Origin of the sequence: Pseudomonas sp. BBP2017 (assembly GCF_003024385.1) — a bacterium.
In the GTDB taxonomy this organism is placed as follows: Bacteria; Pseudomonadota; Gammaproteobacteria; order Pseudomonadales; family Pseudomonadaceae; genus Aquipseudomonas.
This window is the reverse complement of sequence record NZ_PVZN01000003.1, coordinates 320479-338165: the sequence shown is the minus strand read 5'-3', so window position 1 is coordinate 338165 and position 17687 is coordinate 320479. Positions and strand designations below refer to the sequence as shown.

The window sequence follows — 17687 nt, the reverse complement described above, 5'->3', positions numbered from 1 at the left end:
TTGTTAGGTGACTGCGTACCTTTTGTATAATGGGTCAGCGACTTATATTCAGTGGCGAGCTTAACCGAATAGGGGAGGCGTAGCGAAAGCGAGTGTTAATAGCGCGTTTAGTCGCTGGGTATAGACCCGAAACCGGGCGATCTATCCATGGGCAGGTTGAAGGTTAGGTAACACTGACTGGAGGACCGAACCGACTACCGTTGAAAAGTTAGCGGATGACCTGTGGATCGGAGTGAAAGGCTAATCAAGCTCGGAGATAGCTGGTTCTCCTCGAAAGCTATTTAGGTAGCGCCTCATGTATCACTGTAGGGGGTAGAGCACTGTTTCGGCTAGGGGGTCATCCCGACTTACCAAACCGATGCAAACTCCGAATACCTACAAGTGCCGAGCATGGGAGACACACGGCGGGTGCTAACGTCCGTCGTGAAAAGGGAAACAACCCAGACCGTCAGCTAAGGTCCCAAAGTCATGGTTAAGTGGGAAACGATGTGGGAAGGCTTAGACAGCTAGGAGGTTGGCTTAGAAGCAGCCACCCTTTAAAGAAAGCGTAATAGCTCACTAGTCGAGTCGGCCTGCGCGGAAGATGTAACGGGGCTCAAACCATGCACCGAAGCTACGGGTGTCACTTAGGTGACGCGGTAGAGGAGCGTTCTGTAAGCCTGTGAAGGTGAGTTGAGAAGCTTGCTGGAGGTATCAGAAGTGCGAATGCTGACATGAGTAACGACAATGGGAGTGAAAAACTCCCACGCCGAAAGACCAAGGTTTCCTGCGCAACGTTAATCGACGCAGGGTTAGTCGGTCCCTAAGGCGAGGCTGAAAAGCGTAGTCGATGGAAAACAGGTTAATATTCCTGTACTTCTGGTTATTGCGATGGAGGGACGGAGAAGGCTAGGCCAGCTTGGCGTTGGTTGTCCAAGTTTAAGGTGGTAGGCTGAGATCTTAGGTAAATCCGGGATCTTAAGGCCGAGAGCTGATGACGAGTTGCCTTTAGGCGACGAAGTGGTTGATGCCATGCTTCCAAGAAAAGCTTCTAAGCTTCAGATAACCAGGAACCGTACCCCAAACCGACACAGGTGGTTGGGTAGAGAATACCAAGGCGCTTGAGAGAACTCGGGTGAAGGAACTAGGCAAAATGGCACCGTAACTTCGGGAGAAGGTGCGCCGGTGAGGGTGAAGGACTTGCTCCGTAAGCTCATGCCGGTCGAAGATACCAGGCCGCTGCGACTGTTTATTAAAAACACAGCACTCTGCAAACACGAAAGTGGACGTATAGGGTGTGACGCCTGCCCGGTGCCGGAAGGTTAATTGATGGGGTTAGCTAACGCGAAGCTCTTGATCGAAGCCCCGGTAAACGGCGGCCGTAACTATAACGGTCCTAAGGTAGCGAAATTCCTTGTCGGGTAAGTTCCGACCTGCACGAATGGCGTAACGATGGCGGCGCTGTCTCCACCCGAGACTCAGTGAAATTGAAATCGCTGTGAAGATGCAGTGTATCCGCGGCTAGACGGAAAGACCCCGTGAACCTTTACTATAGCTTTGCACTGGACTTTGAATTTGCTTGTGTAGGATAGGTGGGAGGCTTTGAAGCGTGGACGCCAGTTCGCGTGGAGCCATCCTTGAAATACCACCCTGGCAACTTTGAGGTTCTAACTCAGGTCCGTTATCCGGATCGAGGACAGTGTATGGTGGGTAGTTTGACTGGGGCGGTCTCCTCCTAAAGAGTAACGGAGGAGTACGAAGGTGCGCTCAGACCGGTCGGAAATCGGTCGTAGAGTATAAAGGCAAAAGCGCGCTTGACTGCGAGACAGACACGTCGAGCAGGTACGAAAGTAGGTCTTAGTGATCCGGTGGTTCTGTATGGAAGGGCCATCGCTCAACGGATAAAAGGTACTCCGGGGATAACAGGCTGATACCGCCCAAGAGTTCATATCGACGGCGGTGTTTGGCACCTCGATGTCGGCTCATCACATCCTGGGGCTGAAGCCGGTCCCAAGGGTATGGCTGTTCGCCATTTAAAGTGGTACGCGAGCTGGGTTTAGAACGTCGTGAGACAGTTCGGTCCCTATCTGCCGTGGACGTTTGAGATTTGAGAGGGGCTGCTCCTAGTACGAGAGGACCGGAGTGGACGAACCTCTGGTGTTCCGGTTGTCACGCCAGTGGCATTGCCGGGTAGCTATGTTCGGGAGAGATAACCGCTGAAAGCATCTAAGCGGGAAACTTGCCTCAAGATGAGATCTCACTGGAGCCTTGAGCTCCCTGAAGGGCCGTCGAAGACTACGACGTTGATAGGTTGGGTGTGTAAGCGCTGTGAGGCGTTGAGCTAACCAATACTAATTGCCCGTGAGGCTTGACCATATAACACCCAAGCAATCTGCAGCGCAGATTGTGGTGGTGAAGACGAAATGAACCGAAAGTTCGTAAACCACAAATTGTCACATACCCGATTCGCTGGAGTGTCTAACAAGACGTTCTGGCAACAGAATTTCTTGACGACCATAGAGCATTGGAACCACCTGATCCCATCCCGAACTCAGCAGTGAAACGATGCATCGCCGATGGTAGTGTGGGGTTTCCCCATGTGAGAGTAGGTCATCGTCAAGATTAAATTCCGAAACCCCTATCTGCATATGCAGGTAGGGGTTTTGTCTTTTCCGGGCGGTAATTTTTGCTACCAGTTCTGCCCTCATCGAGGGCCAAGCCCATGATATGGTTTCCCCCTGCCCGCACAGCCTCAAGGATGTCCAATGCCGCACGCAAACCCACTCCTTCCGGGATTCATGGTGGTCCACGGCAATCGTCTGGATGAACTGCGCAGCCTGGTAGTGAGCTGGATGCGTCTACATCCCCTGGCACCCTTGGAAAATGAAATTGTCCTGGTGCAAAGCAACGGTATTGCCCAGTGGCTCAAACTGGCCCTGGCCGAAGACCCTGAAGACGATGACCAGGGCGGCTGTGGCATTGCTGCAGCGATCGAAGTGCAACTGCCTGGCAGCTTCATGTGGCAGCTGTACCGACGTGTGCTGGGCCGCGATGAGATCCCGGAAGTCTCCCTGCTCGACAAGGCCCCGCTGACCTGGCGCCTGATGCGTCTGCTCCCTGAAGTCATCGACAAGCCCCACTTCGAGCCCCTGCAGCGCTTTCTCACCGACGACAGCGACCTGCGCAAGCGCTACCAACTGGCCGAGCGTCTGGCCGACCTGTTTGACCAATACCAGGTCTATCGTGCCGACTGGCTCAAGGACTGGGCTGCCGGACGGCATGTGCTGAACACTGCCCGCGGCGACGCCAAGCCGTTGCCCCCCGCCAACTGCTGGCAAGCCGAATTGTGGCGCGCGCTGTTGCTGGATGTCGGCGAGGAAGGCATGGCCCAGAGTCGTGCCGGGGTGCACCAGCGTTTTATCGAGCGGATCAACAGCCTTGAGCAAGCACCCGCCGGGCTCCCTTCCCGGGTGATCGTCTTCGGTATTTCCTCGTTGCCTGCCCAGGCGCTTGAAGCCTTGGCCGGCCTGGCCCGTTTCAGCCAGGTACTGCTCTGTGTGCACAACCCCTGTCGGCACCACTGGGCGGATATCGTTGCCGACAAGGACCTGCTGCGCCACCAGTACAAGCGCCAGCAACGCAAGCAGGGCATGCCCAGCCTGATCGACGCACAATCCCTGCATCAGCACGCACACCCGCTGCTGGCTGCCTGGGGCAAGCAGGGCCGTGACTACATCAACCTGCTCGACAGTTACGATGATCCCGGCAGTTACCGTGCCGCATTCACTGACGGGCGCATCGACCTGTTCAGCGAAAGTCAGCCGCAAACCCTGCTCAATCAACTGCAGGACGACATTCTCGAACTGCGTCCGCTGGCTGAGACCCGCGAATTGTGGCCTGCAGTCGACCCAGCCAAGGATCGCTCGGTACGCTTCCATGTCGCCCACAGTCCGCAGCGCGAAGTGGAGATACTTCACGACCAGTTGCTCGCCCGTTTCAGTGCCGATCCGCACCTGCGTCCGCGTGATGTGATTGTCATGCTGCCGGATATCAACACCTACGCCCCGCATATACGTGCGGTGTTCGGTCAATTGGGCCGCGATGATCCACGCTTCATTCCCTTTACCCTGACCGACCAGGGCCAGCGTGGCCGTGATCCGCTACTGATTGCCCTGGAGCATCTGCTGAAATTGCCGGATAGCCGCTTTGCGGTCAGCGAGATTCTCGACCTGCTCGACGTGCCGGCTTTGCGTGCACGGTTTGCCATCAAAGAAAGCGACCTGCCGACCCTGCACCGCTGGATCGAGGGAGCCGGTATCCGCTGGGGCCTGAACGCTGAACAGCGAGCGAGCTTGGGCTTGCCGGCGGACCTGGAACAGAACAGCTGGCGATTCGGTCTGCGGCGCATGCTGCTTGGCTATGCCGTGGGTGTCGGCGAAAGTTGCGACGGGATCGAGCCGTTCGACGAAATCGGTGGTTTGGACGCCGCATTGATTGGTCCGCTGGTGGCCTTGCTCGACGCTCTGGAAATCGCCTATCAACAGTTGTCCAAAGCCGCGACTGCCGCGCAATGGGGCGAGCGCCTGCATGCGTTGCTGCAGGTGTTCTTCCTGGCCGAAACCGAGCACGACGACTACCTGCTGGTACAACTGCAGACCTTGCGTGAGACCTGGTTGCAAACCTGTGAGTCGGTCGCGCTCGAAGACCTGCTACCACTGACCGTGGTCCGCGAAGCCTGGCTGGCCGGACTCGACCAGGGGCGTCTGTCGCAACGGTTCCTCGCCGGTTCGGTGAATTTTTGCACCCTGATGCCCATGCGCGCGATCCCGTTCAAGGTGGTCTGCCTGCTGGGTATGAACGATGGCGATTATCCGCGCGCACAACCACCGCTGGACTTCGACTTGATGGGCAGTGACTATCGCCCGGGTGACCGCTCGCGCCGCGAGGATGACCGTTACCTGTTGCTTGAAGCATTGCTGTCGGCGCGCGACCAGTTGTATGTCAGTTGGGTCGGCCACAGCATTCGTGACAACAGCGAACGTCCGGCCTCGGTATTGATCGGGCAGTTACGCGATCATCTCGCCGGCGGTTGGAGGCTAGCTGCTGCCAAGGCGCACGATAAGCTTGATGGTGGCGAACAGTTGCTGCATGCCCTGACCGTGGAACACCCGCTGCAGCCCTTCAGTGCCCGCTACTTCCACAAGGGCAGTAGTCTGTTCAGTTATGCACGCGAGTGGCGAACGCTGCACCTACCGGCCGAGGAACAACCCAAGGCCGAGGGTGACCTGCCGCCTTACAGCAGCGATGAAGCCTTGAGCCTGACCTTGTTGCAGGATTTCCTCCGCCATCCGGTGCGGCACTTCTTCAGCCAGCGCCTGAAAGTGTTCTTCGAGGCGGTGCAAGCGCCGCTGGCCGATGAAGAACCCTTCGTACTTGACGCCTTGCAGCGCTACAGCCTTAGCGAAAGCCTATTGGCTGCGGCCTTGGCAAATCCGGATGGCGCCAACCAGGCGCTTGGCACTCAGGCGCGTCGCCTGCAGGGTAGCGGCATGCTGCCATTGGCGGGGTTCGGTCAATGCCTGCAGGCTGAGTTGATCGAACCGTTGCCGGATTTGTTGCAGCGCCATCAACAGTTGCTGCGCCAGTGGCCCAAGGCTCTGGACAGTGCGTTACCGATTCGCTTCGAGTACCGCCAGCTCAAACTTGAAGGCTGGCTTGGCCGGGTCTATCAGCGTGACGATCAGTCCCTGCTGAGCATTACCACCTTGCCCAATGGCATCAGCAGCGGCCGCTCGCTGAAGTGGCATCGGCTGATTTCGACCTGGGTCATGCATCTGGCCGCCTGTGCCGTCGGCCTGCCGTTGCACAGTGCTGTGGTGGCCACGGATATCACGCTGTTGCTGGCTCCGATCGAGCAAGCGCGTGCCGCCGACATGCTCGGTGACCTGCTCCTGGCCCGTCAGGCAGGCATGAGTGCACCACTGCCTGTAGCGACCAAGACTGCGTTCGCTTGGCTGGCCCAGAGCGACCCCGATAAAGCGTTGGCTGCTGCGGCCAAGTCCTATGAAGGTGATGGCCTGAACAGTTTTGGCGAACGTAGCGAAAGCACCGCGCTGGCACGACAGTTCAGCGATTTCGCGGCGTTGAAGGCCAGCGAAGAGTTCGAGGGCTGGTGTGAAGCCTTGTACCGCCCGATGTTCGATGCGCCCTGGCAGACCTTGGGCAATGAGGAGGACGCCCAATGAGTCGCAGCGCACCCCTGGCACTGAGCTTTCCGCTGCACGGCAGTCAGTTGATCGAAGCCAGTGCCGGCACCGGCAAGACTTTTACCATCTCCGCCCTGTACCTGCGCCTGGTGCTTGGTCATGGCGGCGAGCAGGGCTTCGGCCGCGAACTGCTGCCACCTCAGGTGTTGGTGGTGACCTTCACCGATGCCGCCACCAAGGAGTTGCGCGAGCGCATTCGTACTCGTCTGGCTGAAGCGGCACGCTTCTTCCGTGGCGAGATGGATGATGCTGATCCGTTACTGCAGCTGCTGCGCGACGACTATCAACAAGACCTGTGGCCAGCGTGCGCCAATCGTCTGGACGTGGCTGCGCAATGGATGGACGAGGCGGCAGTCTCGACTATTCACAGCTGGTGTCAGCGCATGTTGCGCGAGCACGCCTTCGACAGCGGCAGCCTGTTTACACAGACACTGGAAACCGATCACAGCGAGTTGCTCGGCCAGGTCATGCGCGATTACTGGCGGCGCTTTTGCTACAGCATGCAAGGCGATGCCCTGGCCTGGGTGCGTAGTCATTGGGTCAGTCCTGATGCGCTGCTGCCTCGGGTGCGCGCCCTGTTTGGGCGGCAGCGTATCGACAACAGCGCAGAAGAGCCGCAGGCGTTGATCGACGCAGTGTTGCAACAGCGCGCCGAGCAGTTGCGCGCGATCAAGGCGCCCTGGGCCCAGTGGTCGGGCGAACTGCTGCAAATCTGCCGTGACGGCCTGGCCGCCAAGCAAGTGGACGGTCGCAAGATGCAGGCCCGTTACTTCGAGCCCTGGTGCGAGAAACTGGCCACCTGGGCTACAGATGAGCTGGCGCTGGAGCTGGATCTGGGTACCGGTTTCACCCGCCTGACCCGTGCAGGCATGGCTGAAGCCTGGAAAGGCGAGCCGCCGAGCCACCCGGCACTGCAGGTGATGGAAGGTCTGCAGGATCAACTGAAAGCCTTGCCGACGCCCGATGCCCGGCTGTTGGAACACGCCGCCGCCTGGGTGGGCGCACGCTTTGAACAGGAAAAACGCCGTCGTGCGCAAATGGGCTTTGACGACATGCTCCTGCGCCTCGATCACGCCCTGCACGGCGATGCCGGCGAGCGTCTGGCAGGCCTGATCCGTGAGCAGTTCCCGGTCGCCTTGATCGATGAGTTCCAGGACACCGACCCGGTCCAGTACCGAATCTTTCAGCGCATCTACCGCATTGAAGAGAATGTTCAGGACACCGGCCTGTTCATGATCGGTGACCCCAAGCAGGCGATCTATGCGTTCCGCGGTGCCGATATCTTCACCTACCTGGGTGCCCGTCGCGCCACTGCCGGACGCCTGCACAGCCTGGACACCAACTACCGCTCCAGCCAAGCCATGGTCAGCGCGGTCAATCATGTGTTCATGCAGGCCGAACTGCGTGAGCAGGGACGTGGGGCCTTCCTGTTTCGCGAGGGTGATGACAACCCGGTGCCCTTTGTCGAGGTCAAGGCTAAAGGCCGTAGTGAGCAGTTTCAGGTCGACGGACAGGTGTTTGCCGCCCTGAATCTGTGGCAGTTGCACAGCGACGAACCGGTCTCTACGGCGGTCTACCGTCAGCAGCTGGCCACCAGTTGTGCCAGTCAGATTGTCGCGCTGCTCAATGGCGGGCAACAAGGCCGTAGCGGCTTTCTTCAGGCCGATCAGTCGCTGCGTGGCTGCCTGCCTTCGGACATCGCCATCCTGGTACGCGATGGCCGTGAAGCGCAGTTGATTCGCGCCGAACTGGCGGCCCGCGATGTCCGCAGTGTGTACCTCTCAGACAAGGACTCGGTGTTCGCCGCCCAGGAAGCCCAGGACCTGCTGGCCTGGCTCAAGGCCTGTGCCGAGCCGGACGCCGAGCGTCTGCTCAAGGCGGCACTGGCCAGCATCACCCTGAACCTGCCGCTGTCGGCGCTGGAGCAGTTGAACCAGAACGAGAGGGTGTGGGAACGCTGGGTCATGCAGTTCCGCCAGTACCGGCTGATCTGGCGCAGTCAGGGTGTATTACCGATGTTACGCCGCTTACTGCACGACTTTGACTTGCCTCAAGTGTTGATGGCTCGCAGCGACGGTGAGCGGGTGCTGACCAACCTGTTGCACCTTGCCGAGTTGCTGCAGCAGGCGGCCACCGAACTCGATGGCGAGCAGGCACTGATCCGCCACCTGGGCGAGCATCTGGCCAGCACTGGTCAGGCTGGCGAAGAGCAGATCCTGCGCCTGGAAAGTGATGAGCAACTGGTTAAGGTAGTGACCATCCACAAGTCCAAGGGCCTGGAATACCCGCTGGTGTTCCTGCCATTCATCTGCACCAGCAAACCGGTGGACGGTCAGCGCCTGCCCTTGGCCTGGCACGACAGCGATGGGCAGGCGCACCTGACCCTGACCCCGGATGCCGAGCAGATCGCCTTGGCCGACGATGAGCGTCTGGCTGAAGACCTGCGCCTGCTCTATGTCGCCCTGACCCGCGCCCAGCACGCTTGCTGGCTGGGGGTTGCCGACCTCAAGCGTGGCACCGGCAAGACCTCGTTGCTGCACCGTTCGGCGCTGGGCTACCTGCTCGGCGGTGGTGCCCCTTTGGCGGCCAGCAGCCAGTTGAGCGACTGGCTGCTGGCATTGCAGGCCGGTTGCCATGCCATTGCCAGCAACGCCATGCCTGAGGCTAACGAACAAGGCTATAGCGCCCCAGCGAACCAGGCCGAACTGTTGCCAGCGCGCCAGCCCAAGCGCCGTGCGGCCGAGAACTGGTGGATCGCCTCCTACAGTGCGCTGCGCATTGGCGAGGAGTCGCTGACCCTGGCGGCAGACAGTTCGCAAGCCCAGCAACTGCTCGATGACGAGCGTCCCGACCCGCAACAGTTGCGTGAAGTGATGCCCGACAGCGGCGATATCCATCGCTTCCCGCGTGGCCCGAACCCCGGGACTTTCCTCCATGGTCTGCTCGAATGGGCGGGGCTTGAAGGCTTTGCCCAAGTGACGGCGAACAACGAAGCGCTCAAGCGCACGGTTGGTCAGCGCTGCAACCGCCGTGACTGGACCGGCTGGATCAACACCCTTGGCCACTGGCTGCAACAATTACTGGTGCAACCCATGGCCCTGGCACCGGACAGTCCGCCCCTGGCCTTGAATCAGCTGAGTCAGTATCAGATCGAAATGGAATTCTGGTTTGCCAGCCACAAGGTCGATGTCGGCCAGCTTGACCGCCTGGTGTGTGAGCACACCCATCAAGGCGCTACGCGGATTGCCGCCCAGCCGGCTCAGCTCAACGGCATGTTCAAGGGCTTTATCGACCTTGCCTTTGAACATGATGGGCGCTACTACGTGGCCGACTACAAATCCAACTGGCTCGGACCTGATGATCTGGCCTACAGCGAACTGGCTATGGAATCGGCAATCCTCAGCCACCGCTATGATTTGCAATACGTGCTCTACCTGCTGGCCATGCATCGCCAGCTACGCGTGCGGCTGCCGGATTACGACTACGACCGGCATGTGGGCGGCGCCGTGTTCATCTTTCTGCGTGGTGTGTATTCGGCTTCTGGCGGGGTGTATTTCGTCAAGCCGCCACGGGAGCTGATCGAGCGCCTTGATGCGCTGTTTCGTGGCGTCAGTACGCCGCAGCAACATGACCTGTTCCTGGGAGATGCACCATGAGCCGTACCCTAGACGACCTGCTGCCGACGCCACTGGATGCCGAGCATCTGGCAGCACTTGAGCCATTGAGTGATAGTGCTGACCTGCTGGCGTTGCTCGATCGTTGGGTCGAACGTGGCTGGCTGCGCGCACTGGACCGGGCCTTTGTTGGATTTCTCGAAGAGCGTGATCCGGGAGGCGACCCGCTGGTGTTGCTGGCAGCGGCCCTGGCCAGCCACCAGCTGGGCCATGGGCATGTCTGTCTGGATCTGGGCGAGACCCTGGCTGAACCGGATTTTGCCCTGTCCCTGCCACCGGAGGGCGATGCCCTGGCAGGTCCCTTGCTGCTACCGTCGCAGCTACTTGAACAACTGACCCTGAGTACCTGGTTGCAGCGCCTGGCCAGCAGTCGCCTGGTCGCCAATGCTGCGTGCGTCGAAGAGGCTTCGCGGCCTTTGGTGCTCAGCGCTCAGCGTTTGTATTTGCGCCGCTACTGGGCCTATGAACGGCAGATCGACAGTGCCTTGCGTCAACGTCTGGAGCAAGTCGAACCGACCCCGGCCGACCTGGCGGCGCGCTTGGCGCAATTGTTCGACGGTGGCAGCCAGCCGGGACAGGTGGACTGGCAAAAGCTGGCCTGCGCCCTGGCCACCCGTGGCGCTTTCAGCATCATTACCGGCGGCCCAGGCACCGGTAAGACCACCACGGTGGTGCGCTTGCTGGCCTTGCTCCAGGCGCCTGCCGTAGAGGCAGGACGTCCCCTGCGCATTCGCCTGGCGGCGCCCACCGGCAAGGCGGCCGCGCGCCTGACCGAATCCATTGGTCAACAGGTTGAGCGCTTGGCAGTCGCAGCCCAGGTCCGGGAAAACATTCCAACTGATGTCTCGACGGTGCACCGTTTGCTCGGCAGCCGTCCGGGCTCGCGGCATTTTCGTCACCATGCGGGTAATCACTTGCCTCTGGATGTGCTGGTGGTCGATGAAGCCTCGATGATTGACCTGGAGATGATGGCCAATTTGCTGGCTGCGCTACCGCCTCATGCCCGTCTGGTGTTGCTGGGGGACAAGGACCAGCTAGCCTCGGTGGAAGCCGGCGCCGTGCTCGGTGACCTGTGCCGGGATGCCGAGGCTGGCCGCTACAGCGACCAGACCCAGGGCTGGCTGGAGCAGGTCAGCGGTGAGACGCTGGCTGGCAGTGAACTGCAAGCGGGCAGTGCCGAGCAGTATCCACTGGCCCAGCAAGTGGTGATGTTGCGCTTTTCCCGACGCTTCGGTGAAACCAGCGGAATCGGCCGGCTGGCGCGCCTGGTCAACCTGCAGGATGCCGAACAGGCACGGGCCTTATTGCAGCAGACGCAGGATGACGTGTTTGGCCTGACCCTGCGCGGTGAGCAGGATCGCGCCCTCGACCGTCTGCTGCTCGATGGCCTTGGTCGCGGCAACGACGGCCCCCAGGGCTATCGCAGCTATTTGCAGATTATTGGCCGGCAACGTCCATCACTGACCACAGCGGCTGATGACCCGCGCTGGGAAGCCTGGGCTATGGCCGTGTTGCACGGCTTTGAAACCTTCCAGCTACTCTGCGCCGTGCGCAAAGGCCCGTGGGGCGTCGAAGGGCTGAACCAACGGGTTGGCCGGGTGCTGGGTGCTGCCGGCCTGATCGATGTTGAGCAGCCCTGGTATGAGGGCCGACCGGTACTGATGACCCGCAACGACTACGGCTTGGGCCTGATGAACGGTGACATCGGCATTGCCTTGCGTCTGCCTGATGAGCAGCAACCCGGCCAGCAGGTGTTGCGGGTAGCCTTCGCCCGTAACGATGGCCGTGGCGGCGTGCGCTTTGTATTGCCCAGCCGCCTCAGCGAGGTGGAAACTGTGTATGCCATGACTGTGCACAAGTCCCAAGGCTCGGAGTTCACCCACACTGCCCTGGTGCTGCCGGATGCCCTGAACCCGGTGTTGACCAAGGAGTTGATCTACACCGGTATCACCCGGGCGAAAAGCTGTTTCACTTTGATCGAGCCGCGCCAGGGGGTGTTCGAAGATGCGGTGCGGCGCAAGGTCAAACGTATTTCCGGGTTGATGCTGGAGCAGGTATGAACACGGCGATTCGGCCTTTTACCGGATGGGCAGAGGCCTGCTCACTCGCTGGGAAATCGGCCGCTGTGCTATCGTTGCGGCATTATCCCGCTGGGTTGTAAGAGATTTCCTTGATGAAAGTGGCCGCCCCGACCCCGGGACGTGTGACCCGTCGGGGGCGCTCGCTGATGGCTGCGTTGCCGCTGTTGTTCGGCGCGCTGGCCTCTGCCGAGACCAAAACGACCTCGACCCTGGCCGAGCAACGCGCCACTGCCGTGACTCAGGTGGTCTTGGGCATTCTCAGCTACGCCCGCTGGCCGGTGGAGCCGGCACAGTTGCGTTTGTGTCTGCTCGGCCCCACCGAGTATGCCAGATGATCTGGTCAAGGGCACCACGCAAGCCACCGGCCGACCGCTACTGGTGCGGCGCTTGTTGGCCGGTGACCCACACATCGCCAATGAGTGCGATGCCCTCTATCTTGGCCAACTGAGCCCGGACAAACGCAGTCAATTGTTCAGCGCTATCAGTGGTCACCCGGTGTTGAGCATCAGCGAAGCCGACGACCCTTGCACGGTGGGGAGTGTTTTTTGCTTGCGGGTCAGCGACCGCCAGGTGGCGTTCGAGGTCAACCTTGATTCGGTAGCCCGTAGCGGCGTGCGCATCCACCCCTCGGTGCTGCAGTTGTCGCGGCGACGGGCGGCACAGCCATGATCGGCTTTGGCCGGGGGCGTCAGCGTCCGACCCTGCGCGCAGTGCTGGGGCGTGGCCATTTGAGTGTGGCCTTGCTGGCGGTGGGCTTGGCCGGTGTTGCCCTGACCGTGCTTGGTGTGTTGGCGCTGCGCGTGTATGCCAATCACAACCTGCACTTGATCGCCCGTTCGATCAACTACACCGTGGAAGCTGCCGTGGTCTTCAATGACAGCAGCGCGGCCAATGAGGCCTTGGCGCTGATCGCGTCTACCGAAGAGGTGGCCGATGCCAAGGTGTTCGACGATAACAACCAACTGCTCGCCCGTTGGCAACGCAGCGACGACAGCTTGCTCGCACAGATGGAACAGCAGGTGGCGCGCAGCCTGTTGGCAGAGCCGATCGTCATGCCGGTGCTGCATCAGGGGCAGCAGGTCGGTCATATCGAATTGGTGGGGCAGGGCGGTAGCCTGGTGCGCTTCCTGCTCAGTGGCCTGGCTGGTATCCTCCTCTGTACCGTACTCAGCGCCGTCGGCGCGTTGTACCTGTCACGGCGAATGTTCGGCGATATCGTCGGCCCGTTGCGCAGCCTGGCCACGGTGGCTCACGCCGCGCGCCGCGAGCGCAGCTTTGACCGCCGTGTGCCTGAGGCACAGATCGCCGAGCTCAACGAGCTGGGCAATGACTTTAATGCCCTGCTCGACGAACTGGAAAGCTGGCAGAGCCATCTGCAGAGCGAAAACGAAAGCCTCGCCCACCAGGCTAGTCATGACAGTTTGACCGGTCTGCCCAATCGGGCTTTTTTCGAAGGCCGACTCAGCCGTACGCTACGTAATGCCAGCAAATACCAGGAGCATATGGCGCTGCTGTTTCTCGACAGTGACAACTTCAAGGACATCAACGACAGCCATGGTCATTCGGCCGGCGATGATGTGCTGGTCAGTGTCGCCACCCGCGTGCGTGCGCAGCTACGCGAGAATGATCTGGTGGCTCGCCTGGGCGGTGATGAATTTGCCGTGCTGCTGGCGCCACTTCATAGCCGCGAAGATGCCCAACGCATTGCTGAAAAAATCATTGCCAGCATGCGTCTGCCTATTCGTCTGGCAGAAGGGAAGAGCGTCGTCACTTCCCTGAGTGTCGGCATCGCTTTCTTCCCGGATGACGGTCAGACGCCGTCCGACTTGTTGAATGCCGCCGACACGGCGATGTATCAGGCCAAGCGCAACACCCGTGGCCAGTGGCAAACGGCAGAGACGGAGCGCTCTGCCCATCAAGTAAAAAACAGGAGCTGAGCCGTGGCACACCTGAGTCGATACCTGCGCTTTCACTTTGCCTGGCTGGCGCTGATGCTGCTGGCCCTGAGCGGTTGCCAAAGTGTGCCGCCCAAAGGCCTGACGGCTGAACAGATTGCCCTGCTCCAGCAGCAAGGTTTCCGTTTGACCGACGAAGGCTGGGAGTTCGGCCTGTCGAGCAAGGTGTTGTTTGGCAGCGACCTGGACTCGCTCAACGCTGAGAGCCGGAGCATTGTCGAGCGTATCGGCAAGTCGCTGTTGTCGGTGGATATCCAGCGGGTGCGGGTGGATGGTCATACTGATGCCTCGGGTAAGGACGCCTATAACGAGCAGCTGTCGCTGCGTCGAGCCAAGAGCGTGGCCAACGTCCTGACCGCCGTTGGCATGCGCCCGGAAAACGTCGAAACCCGTGGGCTGGGCAGCCGCGAGCCGGTGGCCAGCAATGACACCCGCGCCGGGCGCATGGAAAACCGCCGGGTGGCTATCGTGGTCGCTTCCGACTGATCGGCGAAGCCCTTTGTGAATGGTCGATAGCATTATCGAGTTATGGCAAAATGCCATCAATGGCGACTCGGAGTCGTCCTCCATAACCCGATACCGATCTCGACAAAAGGACTACCCATGCGTACCTACTTGAAGCTGTTTGGTGCTGCCATTGGCTTCGCTATCCTCACCGGATGCGCCTCCGTACCGATGGACGCTCCAGAGGCAGACGTTGCGCTCAAGGCTTTCTCAGCACCTCCTGCGGACCAGGCCGGGCTCTATATTTACCGGGATAGCTTCGCCGGGCAGGGCTTGAAGAAGACAGTCACAGTAGATGGCAAGGTGATTGGTGAGACCGCGAATCGGGTCTACTTCCACCGACTCATCAGCCCCGGCAGCCATACGCTTGGCACAGAGTCCGAGTTCAGCGACAACGTGATCACCCTGGTAGCTGAAGCTGGCAAGAATTACTACGTACGTCAGTCGATCAAGATGGGGGTGTTCGTCGGTGGGGCCAGCCTTGAGGAAGTGCCTGAAGCGGTTGGTCAGGCGCATCTGCAAAAATGCGAGCTGGCTGCTTCTCGGTAAAATTCTGAATCGGTCCTGCGGACGTACTGGTTACGTCCGCAGGATGCGGGATTGTCAGTCCTGAGCAAATTCCATCGTGCGCGTCTCACCCAGCAACAACGGGCCATTCAGCTCCGTCACCTCGCGGATGTAATCCCACAACAGGGTAATCCGCTTCAACTTGCGCAAATCCTCGCGGCAGTACATCCAGAACTGCCGGGTAATCTCCACCTCTTCAGGCAGAATCGCCACCAGACGCGGATCCTGCGCGGCCAGAAAGCACGGCAGAATCGCCAACCCTCGACCCTGCTGAGCCGCGACGTACTGGGCAATCACGCTGGTGCTGCGCAGGTTGGCGCTGGCGGCCGGGATCAGATTGGCCAAGTACAGCAACTCTGAGCTGAAGGCCAGGTCGTCGACGTAACTGATGAATTGATGACGCGCCAGGTCGCTGCTGCGGGTGATCGGTTCGTGGCTGTCCAGGTAGCCTTGGGTGGCGTACAGGCGCAGGCGGTAGTCGCATAGCTTGCAGCACACATACGGCCCATGTTCCGGGCGCTCCAGGGCGATGACGATGTCTGCTTCGCGCTTTGACAGGCTGATGAAGTGTGGCAGCGGCAGGATGTCCACGGAAATGGCCGGATAGGCATCGACGAAGTGGCTCAGCTGCGGCGTGACGAAGAAGCTGCCAAAGCCCTCGGTACAGCCCATGCGCACATGCCCGGAAAGCGCCACGCCGGAGCCTGAAACCTGCTCGCAGGCCATGTGCAGGGTGCTTTCGATCGATTCGGCGTAACTGAGCAGGCGCTGGCCTTCGGCGGTCAGGATAAAACCGTTGGTCCGCGACTTTTCGAACAGCAAGGTACCCAGCGCCAGCTCCAGCGAGCTGATCCGCCGTGACACCGTGGTGTAGTCCACCCCCAGGCGTTTGGCTGCGCTGCTGGCCTTGCGGGTGCGGGCCACTTCGAGAAAGAACTTCAGGTCATCCCAGTTCAAGGCGCCCAGAGAGGTGATGTTTTTTTGCATGTTGGTCCGGCTTTTATGTGCGTTTTTATTGGATCTTTGCACATCTATACTCCAAAACAAGCCCTAGACCCAAGCGTCCGTCGAGGTTACCCCGGCGACGTCGATCTCTCCCTAACAACAATTTCAGGAGAACGCACATGAACGCATCCCTTACTCCCGGCCAGACCAAGGTCGAGCAGGTCAAGCTGCTGATCGACGGCCAGTGGGTCGAATCGAAAACCAGCGAATGGCGCGACGTGGTCAACCCGGCCACACAAGAAGTACTCGCCCGCGTGCCGTTCGCCACCGCCGAAGAAGTCGACGCTGCTATCGCCGCCGGCCAACGTGCCTTCCAAACCTGGCGCGACACCCCGATCGGCGCGCGCATGCGCATCATGCTCAAGCTGCAAGCCTTGATCCGTGAACACTCCAAACGCATCGCCGTGGTCCTCAGCGCCGAGCAGGGCAAGACCATTGCCGACGCCGAAGGCGATATCTTCCGCGGCCTGGAAGTAGTCGAGCACGCCTGCAGCATCGGTAGCCTGAAGATGGGCGAGTTCGCCGAGAACGTCGCCAGTGGTGTCGATACCTACACCCTGCGCCAACCTATCGGGGTCTGCGCCGGTATCACCCCGTTCAACTTCCCGGCGATGATCCCGCTGTGGATGTTCCCGATGGCTATCGTCTGCGGCAATACCTTCGTCCTCAAGCCGTCCGAACAGGATCCGCTGTCGACCATGATGCTGGTGGAGCTGGCGCTGGAAGCCGGTGTGCCGGCCGGCGTACTGAACGTGGTACACGGCGGCAAGCAGGTGGTCGATGCCTTGTGCACGCACCCGGACATCAAGGCAATTTCCTTTGTCGGTTCCACTGAAGTCGGTACCCATGTCTACAACCTCGCCGGCCAGCACGGCAAGCGTGTGCAGTCGATGATGGGCGCGAAGAACCACGCGGTGGTGCTGCCTGATGCCAACCGTACCCAGACCCTCAATGCCCTGGTCGGTGCCGGCTTCGGCGCGGCCGGTCAGCGTTGCATGGCCACCTCGGTGGCGGTACTGGTGGGCAAGGCCCGTGAGTGGTTGCCGGAGCTGAAAGAACTGGCGGCGAACCTCAAGGTCAATGCCGGTAATGAGCCAGGCACCGATGTCGGCCCGCTGATTTCCAAACGCGCCAAGGAACGTGTGCTGGGCCTGATCGAAAGCGGGATCAAGGAAGGCGCCAAGCTTGAACTCGATGGTCGTGATGTAAGCGTGCCAGGCTACGAGCAAGGCAACTTCGTCGGCCCGACCCTGTTCTCCGGGGTGACCACCGACATGCAGATCTACACCCAGGAAATCTTCGGCCCGGTGTTGGTGGTGCTGGAAGTCGACACGTTCGACGAGGCCATCGCCCTGGTCAACCGCAACCCCTTCGGTAACGGCACCGGCCTGTTTACCCAGAGTGGCGCCGCAGCGCGCAAGTTCCAGAACGAAATCGACGTCGGTCAGGTCGGTATCAACATTCCGATTCCGGTACCGGTTCCGTTCTTCAGCTTCACCGGTTCCCGCGGCTCCAAGCTCGGCGACCTGGGCCCGTACGGCAAGCAAGTGGTGCAGTTCTACACTCAGACCAAGACTGTCACCAGCCGCTGGTTTGATGATGACAGCGTCAACGACGGTGTGAACACCACCATCAGCCTGCGCTAAGGAGCTCATC

General features: G+C 60.3%; 8 protein-coding genes, 2 rRNA genes and 1 pseudogene. 10 read left to right on the top strand and 1 reads right to left on the bottom strand.

From position 1 onward, the window contains the following. From C6382_RS07125 to C6382_RS07085, 9 genes and pseudogenes are all read left to right on the top strand, one after another. Positions 1-2355 (top strand): 23S ribosomal RNA (locus C6382_RS07125); the annotation flags it as partial. Positions 2356-2485: 130 nt separating this feature from the next. Continuing rightward, positions 2486-2601: ribosomal RNA gene (gene rrf, locus C6382_RS07120) — 5S ribosomal RNA — on the top strand. 143 nt (positions 2602-2744) lie between these two features. Next, positions 2745-6224, top strand: a complete 3480-nt coding sequence (recC, locus tag C6382_RS07115; protein WP_107023807.1) for an exodeoxyribonuclease V subunit gamma — start codon at positions 2745-2747, stop codon at positions 6222-6224. Then, positions 6221-9901 carry an exodeoxyribonuclease V subunit beta gene (recB, locus tag C6382_RS07110; protein WP_107023806.1) on the top strand — a complete coding sequence of 1227 codons (3681 nt, stop codon included), beginning with the start codon at positions 6221-6223 and terminating at the stop codon, positions 9899-9901. The genes recC and recB overlap by 4 nt, the downstream gene beginning before the upstream one ends. Beyond that, positions 9898-11979, top strand: coding sequence for an exodeoxyribonuclease V subunit alpha (gene recD, locus C6382_RS07105; RefSeq protein WP_107023805.1), 2082 nt, complete (start codon positions 9898-9900; stop codon positions 11977-11979). Before recB ends, recD begins: the two co-directional genes overlap by 4 nt. Positions 11980-12092: 113 nt before the next feature. Then, positions 12093-12669 (top strand): annotated as a pseudogene (locus C6382_RS07100) (YfiR family protein). Continuing rightward, complete coding sequence (locus tag C6382_RS07095) at positions 12666-13937, top strand: diguanylate cyclase domain-containing protein (RefSeq protein WP_107023804.1); 1272 nt, start codon at positions 12666-12668, stop codon at positions 13935-13937. Before C6382_RS07100 ends, C6382_RS07095 begins: the two are co-directional and overlap by 4 nt. 54 nt (positions 13938-13991) lie before the next feature. Then, positions 13992-14441: an OmpA family protein gene (locus C6382_RS07090; protein WP_107023816.1), complete on the top strand. Its 450-nt coding sequence runs from the start codon at positions 13992-13994 to the stop codon at positions 14439-14441. Between the two features lie 117 nt (positions 14442-14558). Next, positions 14559-15008: a DUF2846 domain-containing protein gene (locus C6382_RS07085; RefSeq protein WP_107023803.1), complete on the top strand. Its 450-nt coding sequence runs from the start codon at positions 14559-14561 to the stop codon at positions 15006-15008. Positions 15009-15062: 54 nt separating this feature from the next. On the opposite strand, the gene C6382_RS07080 is transcribed toward C6382_RS07085, so the two are convergent. Next, positions 15063-16013, bottom strand: coding sequence for a LysR family transcriptional regulator (locus tag C6382_RS07080; RefSeq protein WP_107023802.1), 951 nt, complete (start codon positions 16011-16013; stop codon positions 15063-15065). A 137-nt stretch (positions 16014-16150) separates the two neighbouring features. On the opposite strand from C6382_RS07080, the gene C6382_RS07075 reads away from it, so the two are divergent. Further along, positions 16151-17677, top strand: coding sequence for a CoA-acylating methylmalonate-semialdehyde dehydrogenase (locus C6382_RS07075; protein WP_107023801.1), 1527 nt, complete (start codon positions 16151-16153; stop codon positions 17675-17677). Positions 17678-17687 lie beyond the last annotated feature (10 nt).